Source organism: Dechloromonas sp. ARDL1, from assembly GCF_051122455.1.
Taxonomy (GTDB): domain Bacteria; phylum Pseudomonadota; class Gammaproteobacteria; order Burkholderiales; family Rhodocyclaceae; genus Azonexus.
Genome location: NZ_CP168939.1, coordinates 2,599,568 through 2,621,409, shown reverse-complemented (window position 1 = coordinate 2,621,409; position 21,842 = coordinate 2,599,568). Strand labels below are relative to the sequence as shown.

Here is a 21,842-nt window from a genome sequence, read left to right as displayed (position 1 = left end):
GGGTGTCGAAAAATGGACAGTGTGTCGAAAAGATGAACGCCGGATTCGGGCGGCAATTGGCAAATCGGCTGGCCAGCCGACCGCATCTGCTATTGGCGGGGCATCTGCTGATGCTGCATGCCTTGGCTTTTGGCGGGTGGCAGGTGCCGGCCGTGCGCCTGTTGTGGCTGGTTGCACTCGGCCTCTTTCTTATCTGGCAGCCTTTCGTCGACGGTGAGCAACGCATCAGCGGGCGGCAGGGGCTCGTGGTGATTGGCATCGCCGCTGCATCGACCCTGTTGCTCAGCCCCTGGCTGCTGCTGATCTGGGCGGGGGCGCTTGCTGCGTCGATTGGCGGCCGGGTGATCGGATCTGTACAGCGGGGCGAGCGGGCCGGCTATCTGCTGGCTTTCGGATACCTGATTGCGCTGACCATGCTGGGGATCGTGCCGGAGATTTCTCCTGCCGCACAGGTCGAGTCGGGGCTGCGCGATGCGGTTTCCGTATTGATGCCGATGGCCTTGCCCATCTTGCTGCTTTTTCCGGCGCGCCCCCCTTTGCGCAAGTCCGGAGTAGCGTTCGACCTGTTTTACGGAATCCTGGTTTTCCTCGTCCTGGCGGTGCTGGTGCTCGGGGCGTTGGCCTACATGCCGATTGGCGGCACGGGGTACATCGAATCCCTGTTCAAGACGTCAATGACGGTGGCTGTTGCCTTGCTGGTGGTGGCTTGGGCGTGGAATCCGCGCGGCGGTTTTTCCGGCATCGGGTCGGCCGTTTCACACTATCTCTTGTCCTTGGGGATGCCATTGGAGCAGTGGTTGGTGCATTTGTCGCAGGAGAGCGAGCGGAACACCGATCCCGAGATTTTCCTGGCGGCGGCGATGCGGCGATTGGCAGAAACTCCCTGGGTTCTTGGTGCCGCTTGGGAGGCGGGAAGCGGGAAGCAGTCCGTGGGTGAGAGGTCAATGTTTACGCATGACACGCATGCCGGCGATGTGAAGCTGACAGTGTTTTTTCGCCATTTTCCATCGCCTGCATTGCATTGGCATGTCGAGTGGCTGCTGCGGCTTGCTGTCGAGTTCTATCTGGTCAAGCGCCAGAGCCTGCAACTCCAACGTCTGGGCTATGTGCAGGCCATCTACGAGACCGGGGCGCGGGTGACGCACGATGTGAAGAACCTGCTGCAATCCTTGCAGGCCTTGTGCTATGCGGCGACCCAGCCCGGCGATCCGGCCGATGTGGCGAATCTGCTGCGCCGCCAGTTGCCTCAGGTTGCCGACCGTCTGAAGTCGACGCTCGACAAGCTGCAATCGCCGCAACTTGAGGATGACGAGCACCTGGCTGGTCGCGCATGGTGGCTCCGCTTGCAGGATCGATACAGCCACGCCGGCATCGAATGGCATGGGGCGCCGCATGCCGGGGAGATGCTTCCTCGGGCCTTGTTCGACAGCGTTGCGGAAAATCTGCTGCAGAACGCGCTGTCGAAGCGCCAGCGGGAATCTGGCCTGAGCATTGATGTGACGTTTGGCGAAGAGGGGCTGTCCATCGCCGACAGCGGATCGGCCATTCCCCCCGATGTCGCCGCCGCGCTGCTGAATGCACCGGTGGCTTCCAACGACGGCCTGGGGATCGGCTTATATCATGCCGCCAGACAGGCGGAGGCGATGGGTTATCGACTGACGCTCGCGGCCAACCGGCCGGGTTGCGTGCTGTTCAGGCTGGAACGGCCGGTGCGGGGGCCGTCGCCGGCTCCTTGAGACCATTGAGGCGGAAAACCAGGGTGTTTCCCTTGCCTTTCAGATAAAGGTCGAGTGGTGTGGCGAATTCAAATTCGCCCTTCAGGCGCTGATGGGTCGTGGCATCGACGTGAATCATGCCCGGCGTGCCCTCGCTGGTGATGCGGCTGGCAAGATTGACGGTGTCGCCCCACAGGTCGTAAATGAATTTTTTCTTGCCGACGACGCCTGCAACGACGGGGCCGGTGCCGATGCCGATACGTACCTCGAGGCGCATGTCGTTGACCGTGAAATCGCGATGCAGCAAATCGCGCATGGCAATGGCGAGTTCGGCGATGGCGCGCGTGTAGTTGCAGGCTTCATTGTTCAGTCCGCCGGCAACCATGTAGGCATCGCCGATGGTTTTTATTTTTTCCATGCCATAGCGCTCGGCCAGTTCGTCGAAGGACGAGAATATCCGGTTAAGCATGGAGAAGACCTGCTGTGGCGTCATTCCTTCGGCCAGGCGGGTGAAGTTGACGATATCCACGAACATTACCGTGACCTCGGCAAAACCGTCGGCAATAGCCTGGCTGTCATGCTTCAGGCGTTCGGCGATGGGACCGGGCAGGATGTTTAGCAACAGGCGCTCCGAGCGCCCCTGTTCCTCCTGCAGCAGGCGGTGGGTTTCTTCCAGGCTGGCTTGCAGCTTGCCCTTCTCGATGATCGCGTAGCGCAACAGCAGATAGACGATGCTCGAAATGGCGGCGAAGTTCAGCGCAAAGAAGAAGACGCTGGTTTCGGTCGAAATCTTGTGGGCGTTGCTGAGCGGACTACCAGCCAGGTAGTAATCGAAAAAGCCGGAGAGCGCGGTCAGGAATATGTAGGCTATGAACCAGGCGATCGATTCACGGGGGCCGCAGAAGAGCACGGCGCCGATCGGTGCGAGCAGCCCCCACAGGCTGGTGCCGCTGGCGGAAATGAAGTTGCCGATGCTCCATTGCACGACAAAAGGGGCGAACAGAAAGAGCGACAACTGGGTGACCCGGAACCACTCGAAATTGCCGCTGCGCAGGAAGTAGAGCAGGTTGGCCACAAGCAGCAGCTGGAACATGAACGGCGCGGTGGCCGAGAACTGCGGCCCCATCTGCCCATAGAGGAAGAGCCAGAGCATCGAGCCGGTACAGAAGAGGCCGGTGGCGAATACCAGCAGCGACTTCTTCAGGCGCATCTCCGCATCGTCGGTCGGCAGGATGCCACCGGCACGCAGAGAGATGAAATGGGGGCTGGAACTCACGACAAGACCGATCAGTCCGACTTATAGCTTTGGGATAACCAGTTTGGCAGCCGGGGTGATGCAGGTCAATAAGCGAGGGCGGTGGTGGTGCTAGGGCAGGCGGCCGGCTGCCACCATTCGATTCATCAAACTAAACAATGGTATCCAAGTCACTTCATCATCGTAGGTGCTGCTATGCGTTCGGCTGACAAAATTGAGGTCCGCATTGGCATTTTCCAGTTCGTCCCCGGCGCTTCCAGATAATTGCGAGCCGTCTGCCCGATATCCACCAAGCCCGTTCTTGCCGTGAGAGACGACAATGGCCGGGATACCGGTTGCAATGTTTACGGCACCATCGGAAACGATGATGTTGCCAGAGGAGCAGAGAGCAAAACTTGATTGGGTGGGGGCGGGTGACAATACGCATGGGGGCGTCGTGTTTAGCGAAATGGCATCGGAAAACTCAAGGCGAACCCGGTAGGTGAAACGTTGCCCCCAAGGGTCGGTCTCCGGCAGGCCAAGCGTTCTCCAAGGAATAACACCGCTTGTCCGGCCCTCATCAATCAAACCGGCGGTTGGGTCGGCGTTGGCCTTTGTGGGGTCCGCAGGTGGTGGCAAACGGCCATTGGCAATTGTGTAGCCTAGCAGGCTGCTGAAATACTTCCCCATCCTGTCGACGAAACAGCGGGTTTGATCGTTATAGAGATTCACCGAGATTACCGAGAGCACAAAGCGGATCATGCGCGGAGCCGACACCTTCACCGAGAGTTTGTTTACGATGCGTCGCCTGGACGACTTTGTGCCGGCGCAGCACCCGTTGCGGCCGATCCGGGCGATGGTGAATCGGGCGCTCAAGGATATCGAACCCCTGCTCAGCGGCATGTATGCCGCCGACGTCAAAGGCGGTCGCCCCAGCATTGCCCCGGAGAAACTCCTGCGTGCCATGCTGCTGCAAATCTTCTACAGCATTCGCTCGGAACGGCAATTGATGGAGCAGACCCAGTACAACCTGCTCTTTCGCTGGTTCATCGGCCTATCGATGGACGATGCAGTCTGGGTGCCCACCGTCTTCACCAAGAATCGCGAACGCCTGATTGCCCACGATGCCGTGATCGAACTCTTCAATGCGGTACTGGCCATTGCCGAGAAGCAGAACTGGCTATCAGGCGAACATTTCAGTGTCGACGGCACGCTCATCCAGGCTTGGGCGGGACACAAGAGTTTCCTGCGCAAGGACGGCGGAGATGATGAAGGCGGCGGCAATTTCAAGGGCCAGTCACGCAGCAATGACACCCACGCCTCACGTACCGACCCGGATGCCCGACTGTACCGCAAGGGCAATACCGCCAGTGAGTTGCGCTACATGGGACACACCTTGAGCGACAACCGCCACGGACTCATTGCCAGTGCGGTCGTGACCACGGCCGATGGCTATGCCGAGCGGGAAGTTGCCAAGGCCCTGATCGCCGATGCCCGCCAAGTCGCCGGCGAAACGGCTGAAATCACCCTCGGCGCGGACAAGGGCTACGATGCCCAGGAATTCATTGCGGCACTCATCGAACTGAATGTCATTCCCCATGTGGCGCAGAACACCAGCCATCGCCGTTCTGCCGTGCCGGACGACATTGCCGGCAGTGACGGTTACGCGATCTCCCAGCAAAAGCGCAAACTCATCGAACAGGGATTCGGCTGGGCCAAGTTCATTGGGCCGATACGCCAGGTGATGGTGCGCGGACTGGAGAAGGTCGATCAGTTGTTCGTGCTGACCATGGCCGCCTACAACCTGACGCGCATGCGCTCCTTGGGAGCAATCCGTCCGCTGGGGGCAATATGATAGGAAAACACCTCGGAATCCCTGTAAAACACGTGCGAACGACCGAAAATCCGCTTCGCCTTACGAAAAACGACTCCGTTCCATGCCACCGTCTGCAGTTGCAGGGCGGTATTTCAGCAGCCTGCTAGGAGAGCCTCTCGAATCTCGGCCAATTGGCGACGTACCTCATTGGTACGCTGTATATCCTGCTGGGTGCCCAAGCTGATCATCATGCCGCCAGCCAAGAGTGCAAACACGATAAGAACGATGGCCATTTCGACCAGAGAAAAGCCGGAGGCCGAGAGACGGTGGATGGGGGATAAGCGAATTTTTGAATTCATGGCAGGACAAGCACCTGTCCGTTGAGGGAAATGCTTCTAGTACTCCGATCATAGGTTACTAGCGGGAACCAGCCGTTATTGACCAAGCTGTCATACCACAAGTGAAATGGCGGGGATGCCGAGTACCAGCTCGGAGATTGAATTGCGTAGAGTGCATTTTTGTATGGAAAGCGGCCAAGGTCTTGCCCTGAATCGGAGATGCCATCGTCGTTGGTATCTGCGAAAGGAGGTGGGGCGCTGGCGGCGGAGTAGGCATAGCGAATTTCACCGAGAACGCGCTTCGCGACGCCAGCAAACAAGGTGGATGTCGCTAGGGGTAATACCTTGTCATTAAATTTTTCGTCTGAAGGCGCCGAGAAATAGCTGTCATCGCCATCGTTGTTACTTGTGGCGGCGTTTCCATCTTTGTTGTCGAGATAGTCGGTGATGCTGTTGCTGGGGCGGTTTTGTCCGGCAAGTGCTGCTCCCGGAGCAATAATCAGCGCAGCGATGCCGCTAGCTCCATCCAGTGTTAAAGTTGATGTCGAATTGGTATTGATGATGCCAATGTCCTGAAAGGCTGGGGCAAGTACATACCAAAGGCGCTCCCCCGAACTGTCGCGAGGGTCATTCAGATTAAGTGTGCGCCAAGGCAACCAGCCGACAAAGCTTGGGCATGGTGGCAAGCCAGGAGCATTGCCATCGCTGGTTAGAGCTGGGCAAGGAAGGCTGCCCGGTCGATTTCCATCACTGATGGCTCGAGCTAACAATGCCTCCTGTGCCAGTTGAAGAACGCTGGCATCGACTGACGCCTGTGCTGACTTGGAGAAAATACTGCTACTCTGCTTGATCAGGTAGAACCCAGAGGTGAGTAGCAGTACGATCATCAAGCTAAGCAAGATGACACCCTGTTGCCGATTTTGCAGATGGTTGGACATTGTTGGATAGTTAGCGGCCCGGCTTCACTGTAATACGCCCACCACCCAGCAGGCTGTCGGTCTGTCCGCTCTCTGGGTAGTAGGTATTCCCGACTGGAACGCTCGGCGTCGGGCTGGTGTTGTTCCAGTCGGCAGCGCCATTGATCCAGCGTGTCCGTCGGCCGCTACTGCTACGTACCTCGCCGTTCAGGGTCAGAGCGTTTTCCGTCTCCTCCTGGGGCTGCTGCCCGAACCATGGGTTGCGCTGGCGTTGCTGGTCGAGGTGGGTGCGTTGCTGTGCGTCGTAGAAGAGGCGGCCGAGCGGAGGGGAGTCGGCGTTGGCTACGCCGGAGAGCGCCAGCAGAAGCGGCAGGACAAAGCGGCGCATGGTCAATTCCTCGCCGACGGTTGGCGGGCTGTCAACCAATCCATGTTGCAATCGGCATTCAGCGGGGCGACGAATTCCCGGCGCTCGCCTGCGGTGGTGGGGGGGGCGAGTTGGCACGAGCGGACGATGACCATGGCGCGGGCTTCCCGCTGAATGTGTTCGAGCGCGTTGAGGAGATCACCTTCGTGCAGTAGGCGCATCTGAAGGCGCAGCGGGCTGTTGAACCAGGCATACCCGGATGGCGTTGTCCGGTTGAGGGGGGCTTGTGCTGCAAATTCGTATTTGAGGCCGGGGAGGCGCAGATCGCGTTGTGTGTTGCGCAATTGCTCCATCCAGTCGAGCCGCCGTTCTTCGCCAAGAATGCCGGAATCCTGAAGGCGCTTGAGGAGGAGGCCGCGCTCCTTGAGCTCGGTTTCCTCGCTGTGGAACTGTCGCAGTCGGGCTTCGATTCGAGTCTTCCCTTCGGCGGCGCGCTGGCGCTCCTGTGCCGCACCTTTTGTCTCGGCGTGACTCCACCAGGCCAGAATGCCTGCTGTCAAAAAAAGCATCAGTGTTGCGACCAGCGGTAGCAGCAGTTTGCGGAAGTCTCGCCGTGTCAGCTTCACGAGGGTTTTCTCCGCGTGACTTCGATGGTGAACGGGTGGGGTTTGACCCCTTCTTCCGCACCGTCGCCGCCGCGCAAGGTGCTGCCCGATTCGATGTCGACAGGTCTACGCAGTACCGAGATCGACACGTCGGGCTGGGCGCGCAGGAGTTCCACGAAATTGTCGAATACGCTGAGCAGCTTGCGTGTGTCGGTGTGAGCGACGGCGATCGAGCCGTGTACCACGGTGACTTCCTGTGCTGTCTTTTTCGTGCTGTCGTACGTGGTGTCATTCCGCCATTCGATGCCTTCCAGCCTGATTGCCGGCATCTGATCCAGCGCCTGGCTGATTTGCCGGAAGGCCGGGCCGGGAAGGGCCTGTTGGCGAGTCAGTTCGGTGTATTGGGTGGTCAACTGGCGCAGGGTGTCGTTGTCGATACCCAATTGCGGCAGGGTGTTGGCTGCTTCCTGATAGTGCTGGTTCAATTCGGCCTCGCTGCTTCGAAGCGCTTGCATTTCTTCGTGGAGCGAGTGGGCATCGTAGAACTGCTTGGCGGAATAGAGGCTGCTGGCCAGCAGCGCGACGAAGCCCGCAGCCAGTAGTCCGTTGCGTACTTGCGAGAGGCGGAAGTGGTGGCGATGTTTGTCGTTGCCGAACTGCTGGCCTGGTGGCGCGATGACTAGCATGTGCATGAACAGGAGGTCGGCGCGATTGTCTTCAGGGAGGGTGTGGAGGGCGATTTTGCTCGCAGCTGTGTGGCTGTCTATGATGCTGAAGTTCAGTTGGCCCCTGTCCGGACATGCTTTTTCGATGGCAGGGACGGTCAGCGGGTGGGACAGGATGAACACAGGCAGGCTTTCGTCACGGCCGATCTGGCGCTGGCCAATCAGATATTGATGCAGTTTGCCCGATTCAGTGGCGAAAGCGCTGGCAATCCCGGCAATGCTGCTGTCCGATAAGGGGGCCATGCGGGAAAAGTGAGCTTGCCCGTCAATCAGGTAACTGGAACGGATCGAGTGATCCTGTTGGGTAAGCAACAGGCAGCGGTTGTTGTGGAGCCCCAGTTTTTTAAGCAGTACCCCGCCCAACTGGGCGAGACTGTAGATCCCCGTAAGCGCGACCTCGGCGTTGGCCAGGCGCAGCAGCCATGGCTCGAAATGGGCTGGGTTGGTCAGCGCGGATAGAAGCAGCTTCTCGTTCTTGCGCTGGGTTTTCTCGTAGCCGAGCGAGATGGCGGTTGCCAACGGGGTACCCTGAAAGTGCTGACCGATCTTGCGGGCAATCAGGGTCTGTCGGTCCACTCCGCGCAGGAAGGGAATGTTCTCGTGGGCGTGCCCTTCCTCGGCGACGTTCGCCAACAGGGTGAAACGGTCCCGGGGGTGGGTGCCGAGGTATTGGGAGAAGCGGTTGAGGCCATCGTCGTTGTTCTCGAAGACGCCTTCGGAATGCAAATGCCCTTGCTGCCAGACATAGGCGGCAAGGCGGTGCGTGTTGAGGTAGAGGAGGCGGGTCTTCACGTCTTGATTTTACTGATCACATCGTAGACGGGGCCAATGACTGAAAGCATGATCCAGCCCAGCAGGGCACCCATGAACAGCGTCAGTATCGGTTCGATGAGCGATTGCGCCTTGCCGACCGACTCCTTGACGTCGCGGTTGTAGAAGTAGCTGACGTTGAGCAGGGCCTTGTCCAGGCCGCCCGTGCTTTCGCCGATGCGCAGCATGCGGACGACCAGTGGCGGGAAGAGGCCGACGTCGTGAAAGGCACTGGCGACGTTGTTGCCTTCGCGGATGGACTGTTCGACGCGCTCCAGGCCACGCCGGATGACGCCGTTGCCGACGATGTGCTGGGTGGTGCGGATCGATTCAAGGACCGGGATGCCGGAAGCGTAGAGCATGGCAAAAGTGCTGGCGAAGCGCGACAGGACGATCTTTTTCAGGATGGGGCCGATAACCGGCAGGCGTAGTTTGATCCCGTCGAAACGCATTCTGGCCAGCGGATTGGTGCGCACCAGTTGCAGGGCGATGAGAAAGGTAATGATCGGAGTGGTGAGGAACAGATACCAGTAGTTGACCAAAAGGTCGGATATGAAAAACAGCAACTGCGTGTGCGGCGGCAGGGTCTGTCCCATGTTGCGCACGAAAATCTTCAGCTGCGGCACCATGTAGATCATCAGGAAGAAGGTGGCAGCCAGCACGATGGTGGCGACGAAGGCCGGGTACATCAGCAGCTTCTTGGTGTGCGAGGCCAACTCGTCCTCCCACTTCAGCGATTCGCAGAGGCTGGCCAGGACATCGGGCAACTGGCCGCTCGATTCACCGGCACGGATCAGGTTGCTGAATACCTGGCTGAAGATGTCCGGATGGGCGGCCATTGCCTGCGACAGGGTCAGCCCCCCCTCGATACTCTCGATCAGGCCGGCCATCACCTCGCGGAAGCGCGGGTGTTCGATGGAGTCGCGCAGGTCGGCCAGTCCCTCGAGAATGGGTACCCCGGCGCGGGTCAGCTGTTCGAGATGGAAACAGAAGTTGATCAACTCGGGGCGTGGCACGCTACGGCTGCCAAACAGTGTGCGTTGCTGGACCGGGTTGCCGGTCACCAAGTCCAGGTTCATGCGCTTGAGGCGCATTTCCAGATCGATCAGGTTGATCGCATCGAGCCGTCCGTAGGTCATTCGCCCTTCCGCGCTGACAGCCTTGTAGTCGAAGATCATCGCTACATCCTGTCGGTCAGGTCGACGACGCGGGCCAGTTCCTCCAGCGAGGTCACACCATTCAGGACGCGGTTCAGGCCGTCATCGGCCAAGGTGGTGAAGCCCTGCAGAATCGCACGGCTGCGGATTTCGTGCGTGGTCGCCCGGCGGGCGATCAACTCGTCGATGCCGGCATCGATGCGCAGCAGTTCCATGATCGCGATGCGACCCCGATAGCCCTGGAAATCGCACCGTTCGCAGCCGGTTGCCCGGAACAGCACGGGGCGCGGGCCTTCGCCAAGCGGGCCAAGCAGGCGGATTTCGTGCGGTTCGGCATGGTAGGGGGTCTTGCAGTGCTCGCACAGTCGGCGGATCAGGCGCTGGGCGATGATGCCGATGATGTTGCCGGCCATGATGTCGGGCAGGACGCCAATGTCGAGCAGGCGCGGCACAGCGCCAATGGCTGAGTTGGTATGCAGGGTCGTGTATACCTGATGGCCGGTCATCGCCGCGCGGAAGGCCATTTCAGCCGTTTCCGAGTCGCGTACTTCGCCAACCAGGATGACATCCGGATCCTGGCGCATCATCGAGCGGATACCGTTGGCGAAATCGAGTTTGGCAGCTTCGGCCACCGATGTCTGTCGCACCATCGCCATCGGGTATTCGACCGGATCCTCGAGGGTCATGATGTGGATGCCCTCGGCGTTGATGTGATTGAGTACCGAGTACAGCGTCGTTGTCTTGCCGCTACCGGTCGGGCCGGTCACCAGGATGATGCCCTCCGGTCGGGAGATCATCAGTTTCAACTGGTGCAGGTGTTCCTCGGCCAGGCCGAGTTCTTCGAGCGGTACGATGCCCTTCTGGCGGTCGAGAATGCGCAGGACGATATTCTCGCCGTGGATGGTTGGCTGGCTGGCGACGCGGAAATCGATGGGGCGTCCGGACACGGTCAGGCCGATACGACCATCCTGCGGAGCGCGCATTTCGGCGATGTTCATCCCGGACAGCACCTTGATGCGCACCGTCATCGCCGGCCAGTAGGATTTATGCAGGGCGCGAATCTGGCGCAGCATGCCGTCGATGCGGTAGCGAATGCGCAGGAAATTGGCTTCCGGTTCGAAGTGGATGTCCGAGGCCTCGCGCTTGACGGCGTCGGTCAGGATCGAGTCGATCAGGCGGACGACCGGCTGGCTGTATTCGTTGTCGGCGGCCGACAGGCTGTGCCAGTCGATTTCGCCGGTTTCAATCTCGTGCAGGATGCCGTCGATGGACAGTTCGTGACCGTAATACTGGTCGATGGCATGATCGATTTCGGACTCGCCGGCAAGCAGAGTTTCGATCTCGGTGCCTTCTTCGAGCTGGGCGCGTACCCGGTCGAGGCCGACAATGTCGTTGATGTCGGAAATGGCCAGGGCGAGTCGCCGGTTGGGGATGTCGTAGTCGAGCGGTAGCAGGTGGTGGCGCTTGGCAAGGTCGCGCGGCACCAGCTTGAGCGCCTGGGGGTCAACAACGGCGTGGCGCAGGTCGATGCTCTGTTTGCCGAGGCTTTCCGAGAGTGCCTGGCGCAGCGTGGCCTCGGTCACGAAGCCGAGCGATACCAGCAACTTGCCAATCGGCTGGTTTTGCTTCATCTGCTCGAGCAGCGCGATGCGCAGTTGGTCTTCCGACAGGATGCCTTCGGAGATCAGGATTTGCCCGAGGGGGCGACGCTGGAGTGCGGATGTGCTCATTGTGGACTCAGCGTATCGGGTCTGGTGCCAGTTCGCCCAGGCGTTTCTCGACCTTGGCGCGATCGAAGGCTGCGGGCCGGCGTCCCGCGGCTTCGAGTGCCATGCGGTAATGCTGGCCGGCTAGGCGCGGCTGGCGCAGATGATCGAGGCTGACTGCCAGATTGAACAGATAGTCCGGGTTGTCGCCGTCGGCTGCGACAGCGTTGAAATACACCTGCTGTGCTTCTGGCCAGCGGCTTTGGCGAGCGTAGAGGTTGCCCAGTGCAAAATTCAGTGCGGCGGATTCAGGTTGGGCCGACAGCAGGCTTTTCAGACGGCTTTCGGTGTTCTGTGGGTCGGTATCCGCCGCGCTGCCGTTCAGCGCGGCAGCCTGCGTGGCCGGGTCGCTCGGGTTGGCAACCAGTGCGCGTTGGCGGAGAGCCTCGGCATCGGCCTGTCGTCCCTGACCTTGGGCGATGGCGACCAAGGCCAGTAAGGCATCGGTGTTGTTTGGCTCGCGCAGCAGGACTTGCTCGTAATCGCGACGAGCCAACTCGAGTTCGCCGCGCTGCAGGCTGGCATGGCCGCGCGACAGGCCGGGGTCGGCCTCCGGGCGGCTGCGGGTCAGGCGAATCGGCGTTGGGTTCGCGGTCTCAACCTCGGCAGTACGCAATGGTGTGGGGAGCGGTTCGCGGCGGGGAGCGAACAGCACTGCATCGTTAGGGAGCGCCGCGGGGGGGGGGGCCAGCGGGGGGGGGGCGATGGCCGGTTGCGGGGTCCGGGTCGGTGGCGGCAGGGGGGTGGCTGCCGATGGGGCCGGGCTGGCCAGCGAGCCACGGTTCATGGCGTTCAACTGGTACCAGACGTAGGCGCCGATCGACAGGCCGGCGATGCCAAGCGTACCCAAGGCCAGCCACAGCGGCAGGCGCGATGGCGGAGAAACAACGGGTTGTTTCGCGGCAAAGGCGTTGCGAATGCTGTCGCGATTGACTTGTTCTATTGGCTGGCTTGGTGCTACGGGCGTTGTGGCTGCTTGCTGTGGTGCGGCGCTGGTGCGCGGGAGTTGGGTGTTGGCAAGGTCGGCGTCGACGGCGTCTATGTAGTGGGCCAGATCGGGAAGCGGATTTGTCGATACAGCAGGTTTTTCACCGCCGATTGGCTCCAGGCTGAGACCGGGTTCTGGCGAGGTGTTCGGCGGAATGCCGAATTGGGCGCGCGCGGCTTCCTGCTTGGCTAGTTCCGCCCGCTTCAGGGCATCCATCAACAGGCTCATGCGCGTCTCTCAGCGGCTCGGGGCGATGTTGAATGGCTGAGCCTCGTTCGGCTGGGCGAAGAAATTGTCGCCCGGCAGGTAGCCCTTCATGCTCGCGTAATCGCCATCGAGACTGGCATCTTTTATGACGACCGGCCGGAGGAAAATAACTAACTCCGTTTTGCGGGCCAAGTTGTCACGATTGTTTGCGACTTCGCCGAGAATCGGAATTTGCCCGAGGAGAGGCACGCGTTGGTTTTGATAGTCGATCTTGTCTTCCATCAATCCGCCCAAGACAGCTGTATTGCCGCTAGCGACGCGCATGACAGATTCAATTTCACGCGTACGGACCTGAGGGACATTGTTAAGTCCCTTGAGATCGGGGTTGGGGTCCGGCACTGGAATTCCAAGCGCTGTGATCGTTGGTCGAACATTGAGAGTAACTACATCGTTGTCGCTGATCTGAGGCGTAACGCTCATGACTAGGCCAACGCTAACCGTCTGTGGTGTCGTGGTATAGGAACGAATCGGTGTGCCGCCGACGATACTGGTATTGGCTATGGCTAGCTCCGATTTGACATTGAAAAAGACAACGTTTTCAACTACTTTGAGGAGGGCCGTTTGATTATTCAAGACTGATAGCCGTGGGCTTGATAGAACCTTGGTAGTGCCGAACTTGCTGAGCATGGTGATAGCGGCCGTCGGATCGCCGCCGGTGTAGCTCAGGTTCTTTGCGCTGGTCGTGAGGGTGTTTCCGAAGAACTGAAACATCGCACCGCCGCTGGTCACCTTGGTCCAGTCTATGCCTTGTTGATAGCCGTCGTTCAAGGTTACTTCGACGATTGTCGTCTCGATCAGTACTTGCCGGCGCGCCGAATTGACCACGCGGTCGACAAACTCCTGAATCCGGTCGTGCTGGCGTTGGGTGGCGCGTACGGTAATGACGCCGCTCTCGACGTTCATGATTACCGAAGCCGCCTCACGGAAGGTGCTGTGGCGCACGAGTGTAGTGGCCGCTCCCTGGCTGGCCGAGCTCGGCGTCGGATTTCCCTGGAGCGCATTAGCGATGGCTTGCGCCGCGCGGCGGCCCGTTTGCGGCAGGGCGGCGGCACCGGTCGCTGTCTGCTCGCTGTTCTGTTCGTAGCTGGTTTCGCTTGAGCCTTCGGGCAGAACCTTGTCGGTTTCGCGGAGGATGTCCTTGATGTTCTTTTCGAGCGATTCCCAGAACTGGTTCTTGGATGAGTTCTCGATGCGGGTGTTGGAGATGTTGCCTGCCGTCGCACTGGTCGGTTGGGCTGTGGTTCCGCTGCCTGGGGCGCCGGTGGCGATCTGGGTGTTGGCCGATACGGTTCCTGTCACGTTGCGGGCCATGTTGACGTAATCGACCTTGTAGTGCTTTAGGAAAGGCGAGTCAGGCATGACGGCCAGGTTGGGGCCGTCCAGCTCGAAACGCATGTCGACCTGCTTGGCGATACGCGTTAGCAGTTGCGGCATGGTCTGGTCGATGGCATTCAGCGTGACATTACCGGTAATACCGGGGTGGATATCCACATTGACCTTGGCGTCCCGCGCCAAGGCAAAAAGCAGTTCACGGACCGGCACGTTGTTGACCACCACGCTGTAGGTTTCCGCCTTGCGGCTAGGGCGCGGCTTGGGCAGGGCGAGCGTTTGCTGAACCGGGGGCGGAATGCTACCGGGCACGGTGGTGGACAAGTTGTCGCCATTTAGGTGTCCCTTCAATGGCTCGCGCGGTGTCGGGGCCGTACAGGCGCCAAGCAGAAGGGTGGTGAGCGAAGTGACGATGAATCCGATTTTCATCGGGTTATGCCTTGTCTGAATGGTATGGTCGCATGTTATTGGGCTATCGCTACGATGCTAGCACGTTATATGGCGTGGGCGCAGCGTTGGCTGTCGAGCTGCGGTTCAGTGGAGCTTGCTGACTTGTCGGGGGAAGGGCTGGATGGTTCTGATCGATTCCGGGAGGGCCTGCATGGCGGCAACGGCGTCCTCGCGGCTGCTGAAGTCGCCGTAAATCACTCCGATCCGGTCGCGGCCAGAAAGGCTCGAGCGATAGGCCCGGATTTGTGTCGGCTCGATGGCCGCGACGGCGCGTGACAGGAAGCCTTCGACCTCGCCTGTGTGCGTGGCATCGGTGGCCAGCAGCTGGATGAAGTAGTGGTTGCGCGGTGTTTCCCTGATCCAGTCGTCGTATTGCGCGAGGTGCTGCCGGGTCAACGGGCCGAAGCGAAGCTTTTCCTGGGAGGGGGGCGGTGTCGGCGCGCTGGCAATGGGTTGGGGCGCGGGGGGAGGCTGTAGTTTGGCGGGCTCGGAGTTGGCGTGCGTTTCGGTCGTCGCCTGTTGTTGCCCAAGACCCAGCGTCATGACCATGAGAATGGCAGCTACGCCCGCGCCGCCAATGCCCCATAGCAGGGGCTGGGGATTGAAGGCGCTTTTTGCCTGTAGCGGCGAAAAGCGGGCGTCCTGTTCGGCGGTTTTTATTTCGCCGCAATCGATCTTGTGACTACCCGCGGAATAGGCGGCGAGAAGTGCTTTGTCGGCAATGATGTTGATGCGTCGGGATAGTCCTTCGGAGATACGGGTGATCATCCGTATCGCCTCTTCGGTGAAGGGGTTGGGGCCGTGGTAGCCGGCCGCACGCAAGCGAAACTCGATGTAGGAGGCGACATCGGGCTGCTTGAGCGGTGCCAGGTTGAAATGCTGGGTGATCCGCTCGCGCAGTTGCCGCATGTCGGTGGCGGCCAATCGGTCGTCGAGTTCGGGCTGGGCGAACAGGGCGATCTGTAGCAGCTTGGTGGCCTTTGTCTCGAGGTTGGAAAGCAGCCGGATTTCTTCCAGCGATTCGGCAGGCATGGCGTGGGCTTCGTCGATGAGGAGCACGACGCGCTTGCCCTCGGCGTAGCGTTCGATCAGCGCCTCCTGCAGCGCCCGAGTCAGCGAATGGGTTGCCTTGTCTTCGGTCGGGATGCTGAGTTCGTCGGCAATGGCGCCGAGGATTTCCTGGCGAGACAGCGACGGGTTAGCAAGGTAGAGCGTTTCGACGTTCCGCGGCAGGCGTTCGAGCAGCATTCGGCACAGCATGGTCTTGCCGCTGCCGACTTCACCGGTGACCTTGACGATGCCTTCGTCTTGCGTGATGGCATAGATCAGGGCGTCGAGCGTTGGCCCGCGATTGGCGCCGGTGAAGAAAAAGTCAGTGTGTGGCGTGATGCGGAACGGCGGTTCGCGCATGCCGAAGTGCTCGAGATACAGGCTCATTGCCGATTCCAGCCTTCCATCCGGTTGTACAGGGTGGTGCGGTTGATGCCGAGGCGTCGCGCCGCTTCGCTCATGTTGCCGCCGCTCAGTTCGATGGCTGCCTCGATGTAGCCTTTTTGCCACTGTTCGAGCGTCGCATCGAGGTTAAGATACGTGCTGCGTTCGAGATGCTGGCGTGCCGCCTGGCGAACTTCTTCCGGCTGTGCGGCATCCAGCGAAATTGCCGCTGTCTGTGGTGCCGCGCTGTCCGGGTAGTCGAGTTCGGCCCGCAGTTGCCCGGCCGTGACGGCTTGGCCGGCGTAGCGGGCGGTCAGCCTGATGGCGATGTTGCGCAGCTCGCGGACATTGCCGGGGAAGGTGTAGTCCAGCCACAGCGATTGGGCGTCGGGAGCCAGTGTGAAAGGCTCGGCGCGCGCCGTTGCGGCGCAGTTTTTGCGGAAATGCTCGAGCAGAAGCAGGCGGTCCAGCCCGGTTTCGCGGACTGGCGGAACGGATACCGTGAATACCGACAGGCGATGGTAGAGATCGGGGCGGAAGCGGCCGGTCTTCATTTCCTGGCGCAAGTCGCGGTTGGTGGCAGTGATGATGCGCGCCGTCGAAATACGGGTCTGGGTTTCGCCGACCCGCTGATATTCGCCGTTTTCAAGAACGCGCAGCAGCTTCGGCTGCAAATCCAGGGGAAGTTCGCCGATTTCGTCGAGGAACAGGGTGCCGCTGTCGGCGTCGTCGAAGTAGCCCGCCTTGGCTGTCTGGGCCCCGGTAAAGGCACCCTTGGCGTAGCCGAACAACGTGGGTTCGAGCAGGGATGGGGATATGGCGGCGCAGTTGAGTGCCAGGAATGGCTTGTCGCGACGTTCGGTCAGGCGGTGCAGGTAGTGGCTGGCAACGATGTCCTTGCCGCTGCCCGATTCGCCTTCGATAAGTACCGGGTAGGCCAGGTTGGCGTATTGGCCGAGTTGCAGGCGCAGGCGCTGCATGGGCAAGCTTTCGCCGATCAGGCCGCCGGGGGCTCCCCCGGTGGGCGGGGTGTCGAAGCGCAGAACCTGGCGGAATAGTTCGGCTAGCCGGGATGGATCGCAAGGTTTGGCGACGAACTCGACCGCTCCCAGCGTACGCGCATGGCGCGCGTTTTCGTCGTCGCTCTGGCCGGATAGGACGACGATCTTGAGGTCGGGATACGAGGCCAGCAGGTCGCCGATGAGCGCGAAGCCTTCGTCCGGGCGGTGCGGAAGCGGCGGTAGACCGAGGTCAACCAGTGCCAGCCGGGGCGGGTTGCGGAGCTGGCGCAGCAGGTTGCGGGCATGCGAGCGGGAATGGCTGGTCAGGACGTCGTATTCCTGAGCAAAGGCGAAACTGAGCGATTCGCTGATCAGGGAGTCGTCATCGACAATCAGCAGGAGCGGCTTGGCAGCTGACAAGGGCGCAACATTCCATGTGAAATTTTTCCGATTATAGCCTTGTCGTTTCGGGGCGACGGCGGGGGTTCTGATAAAATCGACGGACTTTTGTTTTGGGAAAGCATCTTGTCTGACGACTTTCTGGTCGATATCGAGGATCTGCACTTCACTTATGACGGGCGACCGGTGCTGCAAGGGATCAATATGAAGATCCCGCGCGGCAAGGTGGTCGCCATCATGGGCGGTTCCGGCTGTGGAAAAACGACGCTGCTGCGCTGCATCGGCGGCCAGTTGCGGCCGACCGGCGGGCGCGTTCGCCTTGAGAGGCACCAGGTTTGCGGCATGTCGCAGGCCGAGCTGTATGACCTGCGTCGCCGCATGGGCATGCTTTTTCAGTTCGGTGCCTTGTTTACCGATATGTCGGTTTTCGATAATGTCGCCTTCCCGATGCGCGAGCATACCGATTTGTCCGAGGAAATGATCCGTGATCTGGTGCTGATGAAGCTGGAGGCGGTCGGTCTGCGCGGTGCGCATAAATTGATGCCGGGTGAATTGTCCGGCGGCATGGCACGGCGGGTCGCCTTGGCCCGGGCTCTGGCACTCGATCCGATGCTGGTGATGTATGACGAGCCATTTACCGGCCTTGATCCGATTGCACTCGGCGTGATCGGACAACTCATCCGTAAATTGAATGATGCGCTGGGGGCGACCTCTATCATGGTTACCCACGATATCCACGAGTCGCTGCTCATCGTCGATTACATCTATTTCCTGAATGGCGGTCGCGTGGTCGCCGAAGGGACGCCGGACGAAATTCGGGCGTCGACGGATCCATTCGTGCACCAGTTCGTCCATGCCGAGGCAGATGGTCCGGTGCATTTCGATTATCCGGCGGTGTCGGTGCGCGACGAATTCTTGAGTGAGGTGGCGCGTGCTTGATCCGGCCGCTTTGCTGCGCAAGCTGGGGCATGCCGCTATAGAGCGGCTCTGGCGTCTGGGCTTCGCGGCGCGCTTTTTCTGGGTGGTGCTGACCTATTCAGGTGCTTCCTTCCGGCGGTTGCCGCTGACCTTGCGCGAAATCTACTTCAGTGGCGTGCTGTCGCTGTTGATCATTCTGGTTTCCGGGTTGTTCGTCGGGCTGGTGCTTGGCCTGCAGGGCTACGAAATCCTGCAACGCTTCGGTTCGACCGAGGCATTGGGCACGCTAGTCGCCTTGTCGTTGACGCGCGAACTGGGGCCGGTGTTGGCGGCAATTTTCTTCGCTTCTCGCGCCGGTTCGTCGGTGACTGCCGAGATCGGCCTGATGAAGGCCACCGAGCAGTTGAAGGCCATGGACATGATGGCTGTCAATCCGATCGCGCGCGTGGTTGCGCCCCGCTTTTGGGGGGGGGTGATCTCCATGCCGTTGCTGGCCGCCATCTTCTCGGCGATGGGTGTGCTGGGCGGTTGGCTGATCGGCGTCGTCTTCATCGGTGTCGACGATGGTTCGTATTGGTCGCAGATGCAGTCCAGCGTCGATTTTCGCTTCGATGTCTGGAATGGCATCGTCAAGAGTTTTGTTTTCGGTGTCGCGGTATCGCTGATTGCCGTCTTCGAGGGATATGACTCGGTGCCAACCGCCGAGGGTGTCTCGCGGGCGATTACGCGAACCGTGGTGACGTCGGTTTTGGCCGTGCTGGCCCTCGATTTCATCCTGACATCGTTCATGTTCCGGGGAACTTCATGAACCGTACCGTTCTCGACCTGTGGGTCGGCTTTTTCGTCGCGCTGGGCATTGCGGCCGTCATGTTTCTGGCGCTCAAGGTCGGCAACCTTTCGTCGGCTCATCTGTCCGAGACTTATGTCCTGCAGGCCAAGTTTGATAACATTGGCGGCCTCAAGGTACGCGGTCCGGTGAAAAGCGCCGGCGTGGTGGTTGGCCGGATTACCGACATTCAGTTTGATTCCGCCACCTACGAGGCCGTAGTGACCATGTCCATCGACGGACGTTATCGTTTTCCGAAAGATACGTTCGCTTCGATCTTCACGGCGGGCCTGCTCGGCGAGCAATACATCGGATTCGATGCCGGTGGTGATGAGAAGATGCTGAAGGCAGGAGATACCATTGCCAAGACGCAGTCGGCGGTGGTGCTTGAGAAGTTGATCAGTCAGTTTTTATTCAGCAAGGCAGCAGACGGACAGGACAAGAAATGACGAAAAGTCTCGGCTTATCTCCGATGCGCATGGGGCGCCGCTGGGCGATGGGGGCGCTTTTTGCGCTTGCCTGCGTGGGGAGTGCGCTCGCCCAGGAAAATCCGCGCGATCCTTACGAAGGGTTCAACCGCTCAATGTTCGCGGTTAACGAGGTAATCGATAAGTACGCGGCCAAGCCGGTGGCACAGGTCTACGATGCCGCCGTGCCGCTGCCCGTGAAGGCCGGGGTTGGCAATTTCTTCGGGAACGTCGGCGATCTGTGGATCGGTGTGAATAGTGCGATGCAGGGCAAGTTTGCTGACGCAGGTGTCGATATCGGGCGTTTGCTGATCAATTCGACGGTTGGTATTTTCGGGCTGTTCGATGTGGCCAGCGAGTTGGGGCTCGAGAAGCACGAGGAAGATTTTGGCCAGACCTTGGCGGTTTGGGGCGTGCGGGACGGCGGTTATCTGTTCTGGCCGTTCATCGGGCCGCGCACCGTGCGCGATACGGCTGGTTTTGGTGTCGATTCCTTCGTTGACCCGGTTTGGCGTGTACACCCTGTTCCGCTACGCAATAGCTTGGTGCCGCTGCGCTTTGTCGATGTTCGTGCCAGTCTGTTGCCGGCGGACAAGATTGTCGAGGAGGCTGCACTCGACAAGTATGCCTATATTCGCGATGCTTATCTGCAGAGTCGCCGTAACCAGATTTTCGATGGCCGTCCGCCGCGACTGGAAGATTGATCGTTATTTTCGCTGACCATGAAAAAAATATTTGCCCTATTTTTTGCCGGATTTGTCGCTAGTGCTGCATTTGCCGAGGAAGCCCCCGACGTGCTGGTTCAGCGCGTGACGGAAGAGGTTCTGGAAATCATTCGCCATGACAAGGATATCCAGAACGGTAGCACCAACAAGGTGATCGACCTGGTCGACAAAAAGGTTCTGCCACACTTCAACTTCCAGCACATGACCGCACTGGCGTTGGGCAAGGAATGGCGCAAGGCCACTCCGCAGCAGCAGCAGCAACTCACGGCCGAATTCAAGACCCTGCTGGTGCGTACCTATTCCAACGCGCTGACCAGCTACAAGAACCAAAAGATCGTTTACAAGCAGTTCAAGATGGCCCCGACCGATACCGACGTGCTCGTGCGTACCGAGGTTCATCAGCCTGGTAACAAGCCGGTACAACTGGATTACAGCCTGGAAAAGCTGGACTCCGGCTGGAAGGTGTACGATGTGGTGGTTGCTGGAATCAGCCTGGTGACCAACTATCGCGACCAGTTCGGCCAGGAAGTCCGCAATGGCGGAATCGACGGCTTGGTTGCATCCATTGCTGCCAAGAACAAATCGCTGGAAGCGAACCAGAAGAAATGATCGAACGACAGAGCGGGCGTCTGCTGGTTACGGCGCCCATGATCATGGGCAATGCCCGCGGCCTGCTTGATGCAGGCCGTTCTGCTTTGCAGCGGGGTGAGGCGGTATTCGATTTTTCAGCGGTCGACGAGGCTGATTCGTCGGCCATCGCCGTGATGCTTGGCTGGTTGCGTGCAGCCGATGCGGCTGGCGCGCAGGTCAGATTTGCCCATATTCCGGCCGGTGTGCGTTCGCTGGCTGAACTGTACGGCGTTACCGATCTGCTGCCCCTGGCCTGAAGGGCAATTCATGGTTGCTGCGGTATCCATCGTTGACGTCGTCAAGCATTTCGGTTCTCTACAGGCCTTGGCCGGGGTGTCGCTCGCTATCGAGCAAGGTGAGTTCTTTGGTCTCCTGGGGCCGAACGGGGCTGGTAAAACGACGCTGATATCCTCCCTGGCGGGCTTGGTTCGCCCTGATTCGGGGGCAATCCGTGTCATGGGACATGACGTCATCCGCGATTTTCGGGAGGCGCGTCGCTTGCTGGGCGTGGTGCCGCAAGAACTGGTTTTCGACCCGTTTTTTAATGTCAGGGAAACCTTGCGCATTCAATCCGGCTATTTCGGCATACGCAAGAACGACGACTGGATCGACGAAATTCTCGAAGCGCTTGATCTGACGGCGAAGGCCGATGTCAATATGCGTCGCCTTTCCGGTGGCATGAAGCGCCGGGTGCTGGTCGCGCAGGCACTTGTGCACCGTCCGCCGGTGATCGTGCTTGACGAACCGACGGCCGGTGTTGACGTCGAACTACGCCAGGGCTTGTGGCAGTTTATTCGGCGCCTGAATGGCGAAGGGCATACGATCATTTTGACGACGCACTATCTTGAGGAGGCCGAGGCGCTATGCAACCGTATCGCGCTGATGAAGCAAGGGAAGGTAGTGGCGCTCGATACAACAGCCAATCTAATGGCCGCGCACCCAGGGGCATCGCTGGAAG

The 21,842-nt window shown here is 60.0% G+C and carries 21 protein-coding genes and 1 pseudogene; 9 read left to right on the top strand and 13 right to left on the bottom strand.

All coding sequences use genetic code 11. From position 1 onward, the window contains the following. Positions 1-32 precede the first annotated feature (32 nt). Complete coding sequence (locus tag AB6Q56_RS12865; protein WP_434513565.1) at positions 33-1,736, top strand: sensor histidine kinase; 1,704 nt, start codon at positions 33-35, stop codon at positions 1,734-1,736. On the opposite strand, the gene AB6Q56_RS12860 is transcribed toward AB6Q56_RS12865, so the two are convergent. Further along, the gene (locus AB6Q56_RS12860; RefSeq protein ID WP_434513564.1) at positions 1,693-2,991 is read right to left on the bottom strand and encodes an adenylate/guanylate cyclase domain-containing protein; all 1,299 of its coding nucleotides are present in this window, start codon (positions 2,989-2,991) and stop codon (positions 1,693-1,695) included. The genes AB6Q56_RS12865 and AB6Q56_RS12860 overlap by 44 nt on opposite strands. Before the next feature lie 90 nt (positions 2,992-3,081). Further along, entirely contained in the window at positions 3,082-3,711 is a 630-nt protein-coding gene (locus tag AB6Q56_RS12855) for a hypothetical protein (RefSeq protein ID WP_434513563.1), read from the bottom strand. Here AB6Q56_RS12855 and AB6Q56_RS12850 point away from each other — a divergent pair. Beyond that, entirely contained in the window at positions 3,710-4,804 is a 1,095-nt protein-coding gene (locus AB6Q56_RS12850; protein ID WP_046535740.1) for an IS5 family transposase, read from the top strand. The genes AB6Q56_RS12855 and AB6Q56_RS12850 overlap by 2 nt on opposite strands. Positions 4,805-4,917: 113 nt before the next feature. Here the strand turns inward: AB6Q56_RS12850 and AB6Q56_RS12845 are convergent, their stop codons facing one another. From AB6Q56_RS12845 to AB6Q56_RS12795, 11 genes are all read right to left on the bottom strand, one after another. Continuing rightward, positions 4,918-5,124: a type II secretion system protein gene (locus tag AB6Q56_RS12845; protein ID WP_434513562.1), complete on the bottom strand. Its 207-nt coding sequence runs from the start codon at positions 5,122-5,124 to the stop codon at positions 4,918-4,920. Further along, positions 5,121-6,041, bottom strand: a complete 921-nt coding sequence (locus AB6Q56_RS12840) for a hypothetical protein (protein ID WP_434513561.1) — start codon at positions 6,039-6,041, stop codon at positions 5,121-5,123. The genes AB6Q56_RS12845 and AB6Q56_RS12840 overlap by 4 nt, the downstream gene beginning before the upstream one ends. Positions 6,042-6,051: 10 nt before the next feature. Next, positions 6,052-6,408: a hypothetical protein gene (locus tag AB6Q56_RS12835; protein WP_434513560.1), complete on the bottom strand. Its 357-nt coding sequence runs from the start codon at positions 6,406-6,408 to the stop codon at positions 6,052-6,054. A gap of 2 nt (positions 6,409-6,410) precedes the next feature. After that, the gene (locus AB6Q56_RS12830; protein WP_434513559.1) at positions 6,411-7,013 is read right to left on the bottom strand and encodes a hypothetical protein; all 603 of its coding nucleotides are present in this window, start codon (positions 7,011-7,013) and stop codon (positions 6,411-6,413) included. Then, positions 7,010-8,509, bottom strand: a complete 1,500-nt coding sequence (locus AB6Q56_RS12825) for a hypothetical protein (RefSeq protein ID WP_434513558.1) — start codon at positions 8,507-8,509, stop codon at positions 7,010-7,012. Before AB6Q56_RS12825 ends, AB6Q56_RS12830 begins: the two co-directional genes overlap by 4 nt. After that, positions 8,506-9,705: a type II secretion system F family protein gene (locus AB6Q56_RS12820; RefSeq protein ID WP_434513557.1), complete on the bottom strand. Its 1,200-nt coding sequence runs from the start codon at positions 9,703-9,705 to the stop codon at positions 8,506-8,508. Before AB6Q56_RS12820 ends, AB6Q56_RS12825 begins: the two co-directional genes overlap by 4 nt. A 2-nt stretch (positions 9,706-9,707) precedes the next feature. After that, complete coding sequence (locus AB6Q56_RS12815; protein WP_434513556.1) at positions 9,708-11,414, bottom strand: GspE/PulE family protein; 1,707 nt, start codon at positions 11,412-11,414, stop codon at positions 9,708-9,710. Positions 11,415-11,421: 7 nt separating this feature from the next. Continuing rightward, a complete protein-coding gene (locus AB6Q56_RS12810) occupies positions 11,422-12,666 on the bottom strand; it encodes a tetratricopeptide repeat protein (RefSeq protein WP_434513555.1) in 1,245 nt (414 codons plus the stop codon). 9 nt (positions 12,667-12,675) lie between these two features. After that, positions 12,676-14,463 (bottom strand): secretin N-terminal domain-containing protein, encoded by a 1,788-nt coding sequence (locus AB6Q56_RS12805; RefSeq protein WP_434513554.1) that lies wholly within the window; start codon positions 14,461-14,463, stop codon positions 12,676-12,678. Positions 14,464-14,568: 105 nt separating this feature from the next. Next, positions 14,569-15,921: an ExeA family protein gene (locus tag AB6Q56_RS12800; protein WP_434513553.1), complete on the bottom strand. Its 1,353-nt coding sequence runs from the start codon at positions 15,919-15,921 to the stop codon at positions 14,569-14,571. Then, positions 15,918-17,339 carry a sigma-54-dependent transcriptional regulator gene (locus AB6Q56_RS12795; RefSeq protein WP_434513552.1) on the bottom strand — a complete coding sequence of 474 codons (1,422 nt, stop codon included), beginning with the start codon at positions 17,337-17,339 and terminating at the stop codon, positions 15,918-15,920. Before AB6Q56_RS12795 ends, AB6Q56_RS12800 begins: the two co-directional genes overlap by 4 nt. A gap of 105 nt (positions 17,340-17,444) precedes the next feature. Here AB6Q56_RS12795 and AB6Q56_RS12790 point away from each other — a divergent pair, with 105 nt between their 5' ends. From AB6Q56_RS12790 to AB6Q56_RS12760, 7 genes and pseudogenes are all read left to right on the top strand, one after another. Then, complete coding sequence (locus tag AB6Q56_RS12790; RefSeq protein WP_434513551.1) at positions 17,445-18,257, top strand: ABC transporter ATP-binding protein; 813 nt, start codon at positions 17,445-17,447, stop codon at positions 18,255-18,257. Beyond that, complete coding sequence (gene mlaE / locus AB6Q56_RS12785; RefSeq protein ID WP_434513550.1) at positions 18,250-19,044, top strand: lipid asymmetry maintenance ABC transporter permease subunit MlaE; 795 nt, start codon at positions 18,250-18,252, stop codon at positions 19,042-19,044. The genes AB6Q56_RS12790 and mlaE overlap by 8 nt, the downstream gene beginning before the upstream one ends. Then, the gene (mlaD, locus tag AB6Q56_RS12780; protein ID WP_434513549.1) at positions 19,041-19,511 is read left to right on the top strand and encodes an outer membrane lipid asymmetry maintenance protein MlaD; all 471 of its coding nucleotides are present in this window, start codon (positions 19,041-19,043) and stop codon (positions 19,509-19,511) included. The genes mlaE and mlaD overlap by 4 nt, the downstream gene beginning before the upstream one ends. Then, entirely contained in the window at positions 19,508-20,233 is a 726-nt protein-coding gene (locus AB6Q56_RS12775; RefSeq protein ID WP_434513548.1) for an MlaA family lipoprotein, read from the top strand. The genes mlaD and AB6Q56_RS12775 overlap by 4 nt, the downstream gene beginning before the upstream one ends. 18 nt (positions 20,234-20,251) lie before the next feature. After that, a complete protein-coding gene (locus AB6Q56_RS12770) occupies positions 20,252-20,863 on the top strand; it encodes an MlaC/ttg2D family ABC transporter substrate-binding protein (RefSeq protein ID WP_434513547.1) in 612 nt (203 codons plus the stop codon). Continuing rightward, complete coding sequence (locus AB6Q56_RS12765; RefSeq protein WP_434513546.1) at positions 20,860-21,141, top strand: STAS domain-containing protein; 282 nt, start codon at positions 20,860-20,862, stop codon at positions 21,139-21,141. The genes AB6Q56_RS12770 and AB6Q56_RS12765 overlap by 4 nt, the downstream gene beginning before the upstream one ends. Before the next feature lie 10 nt (positions 21,142-21,151). After that, a pseudogene (locus tag AB6Q56_RS12760) lies at positions 21,152-21,838 on the top strand (ABC transporter ATP-binding protein); the annotation flags it as partial. Positions 21,839-21,842 lie beyond the last annotated feature (4 nt).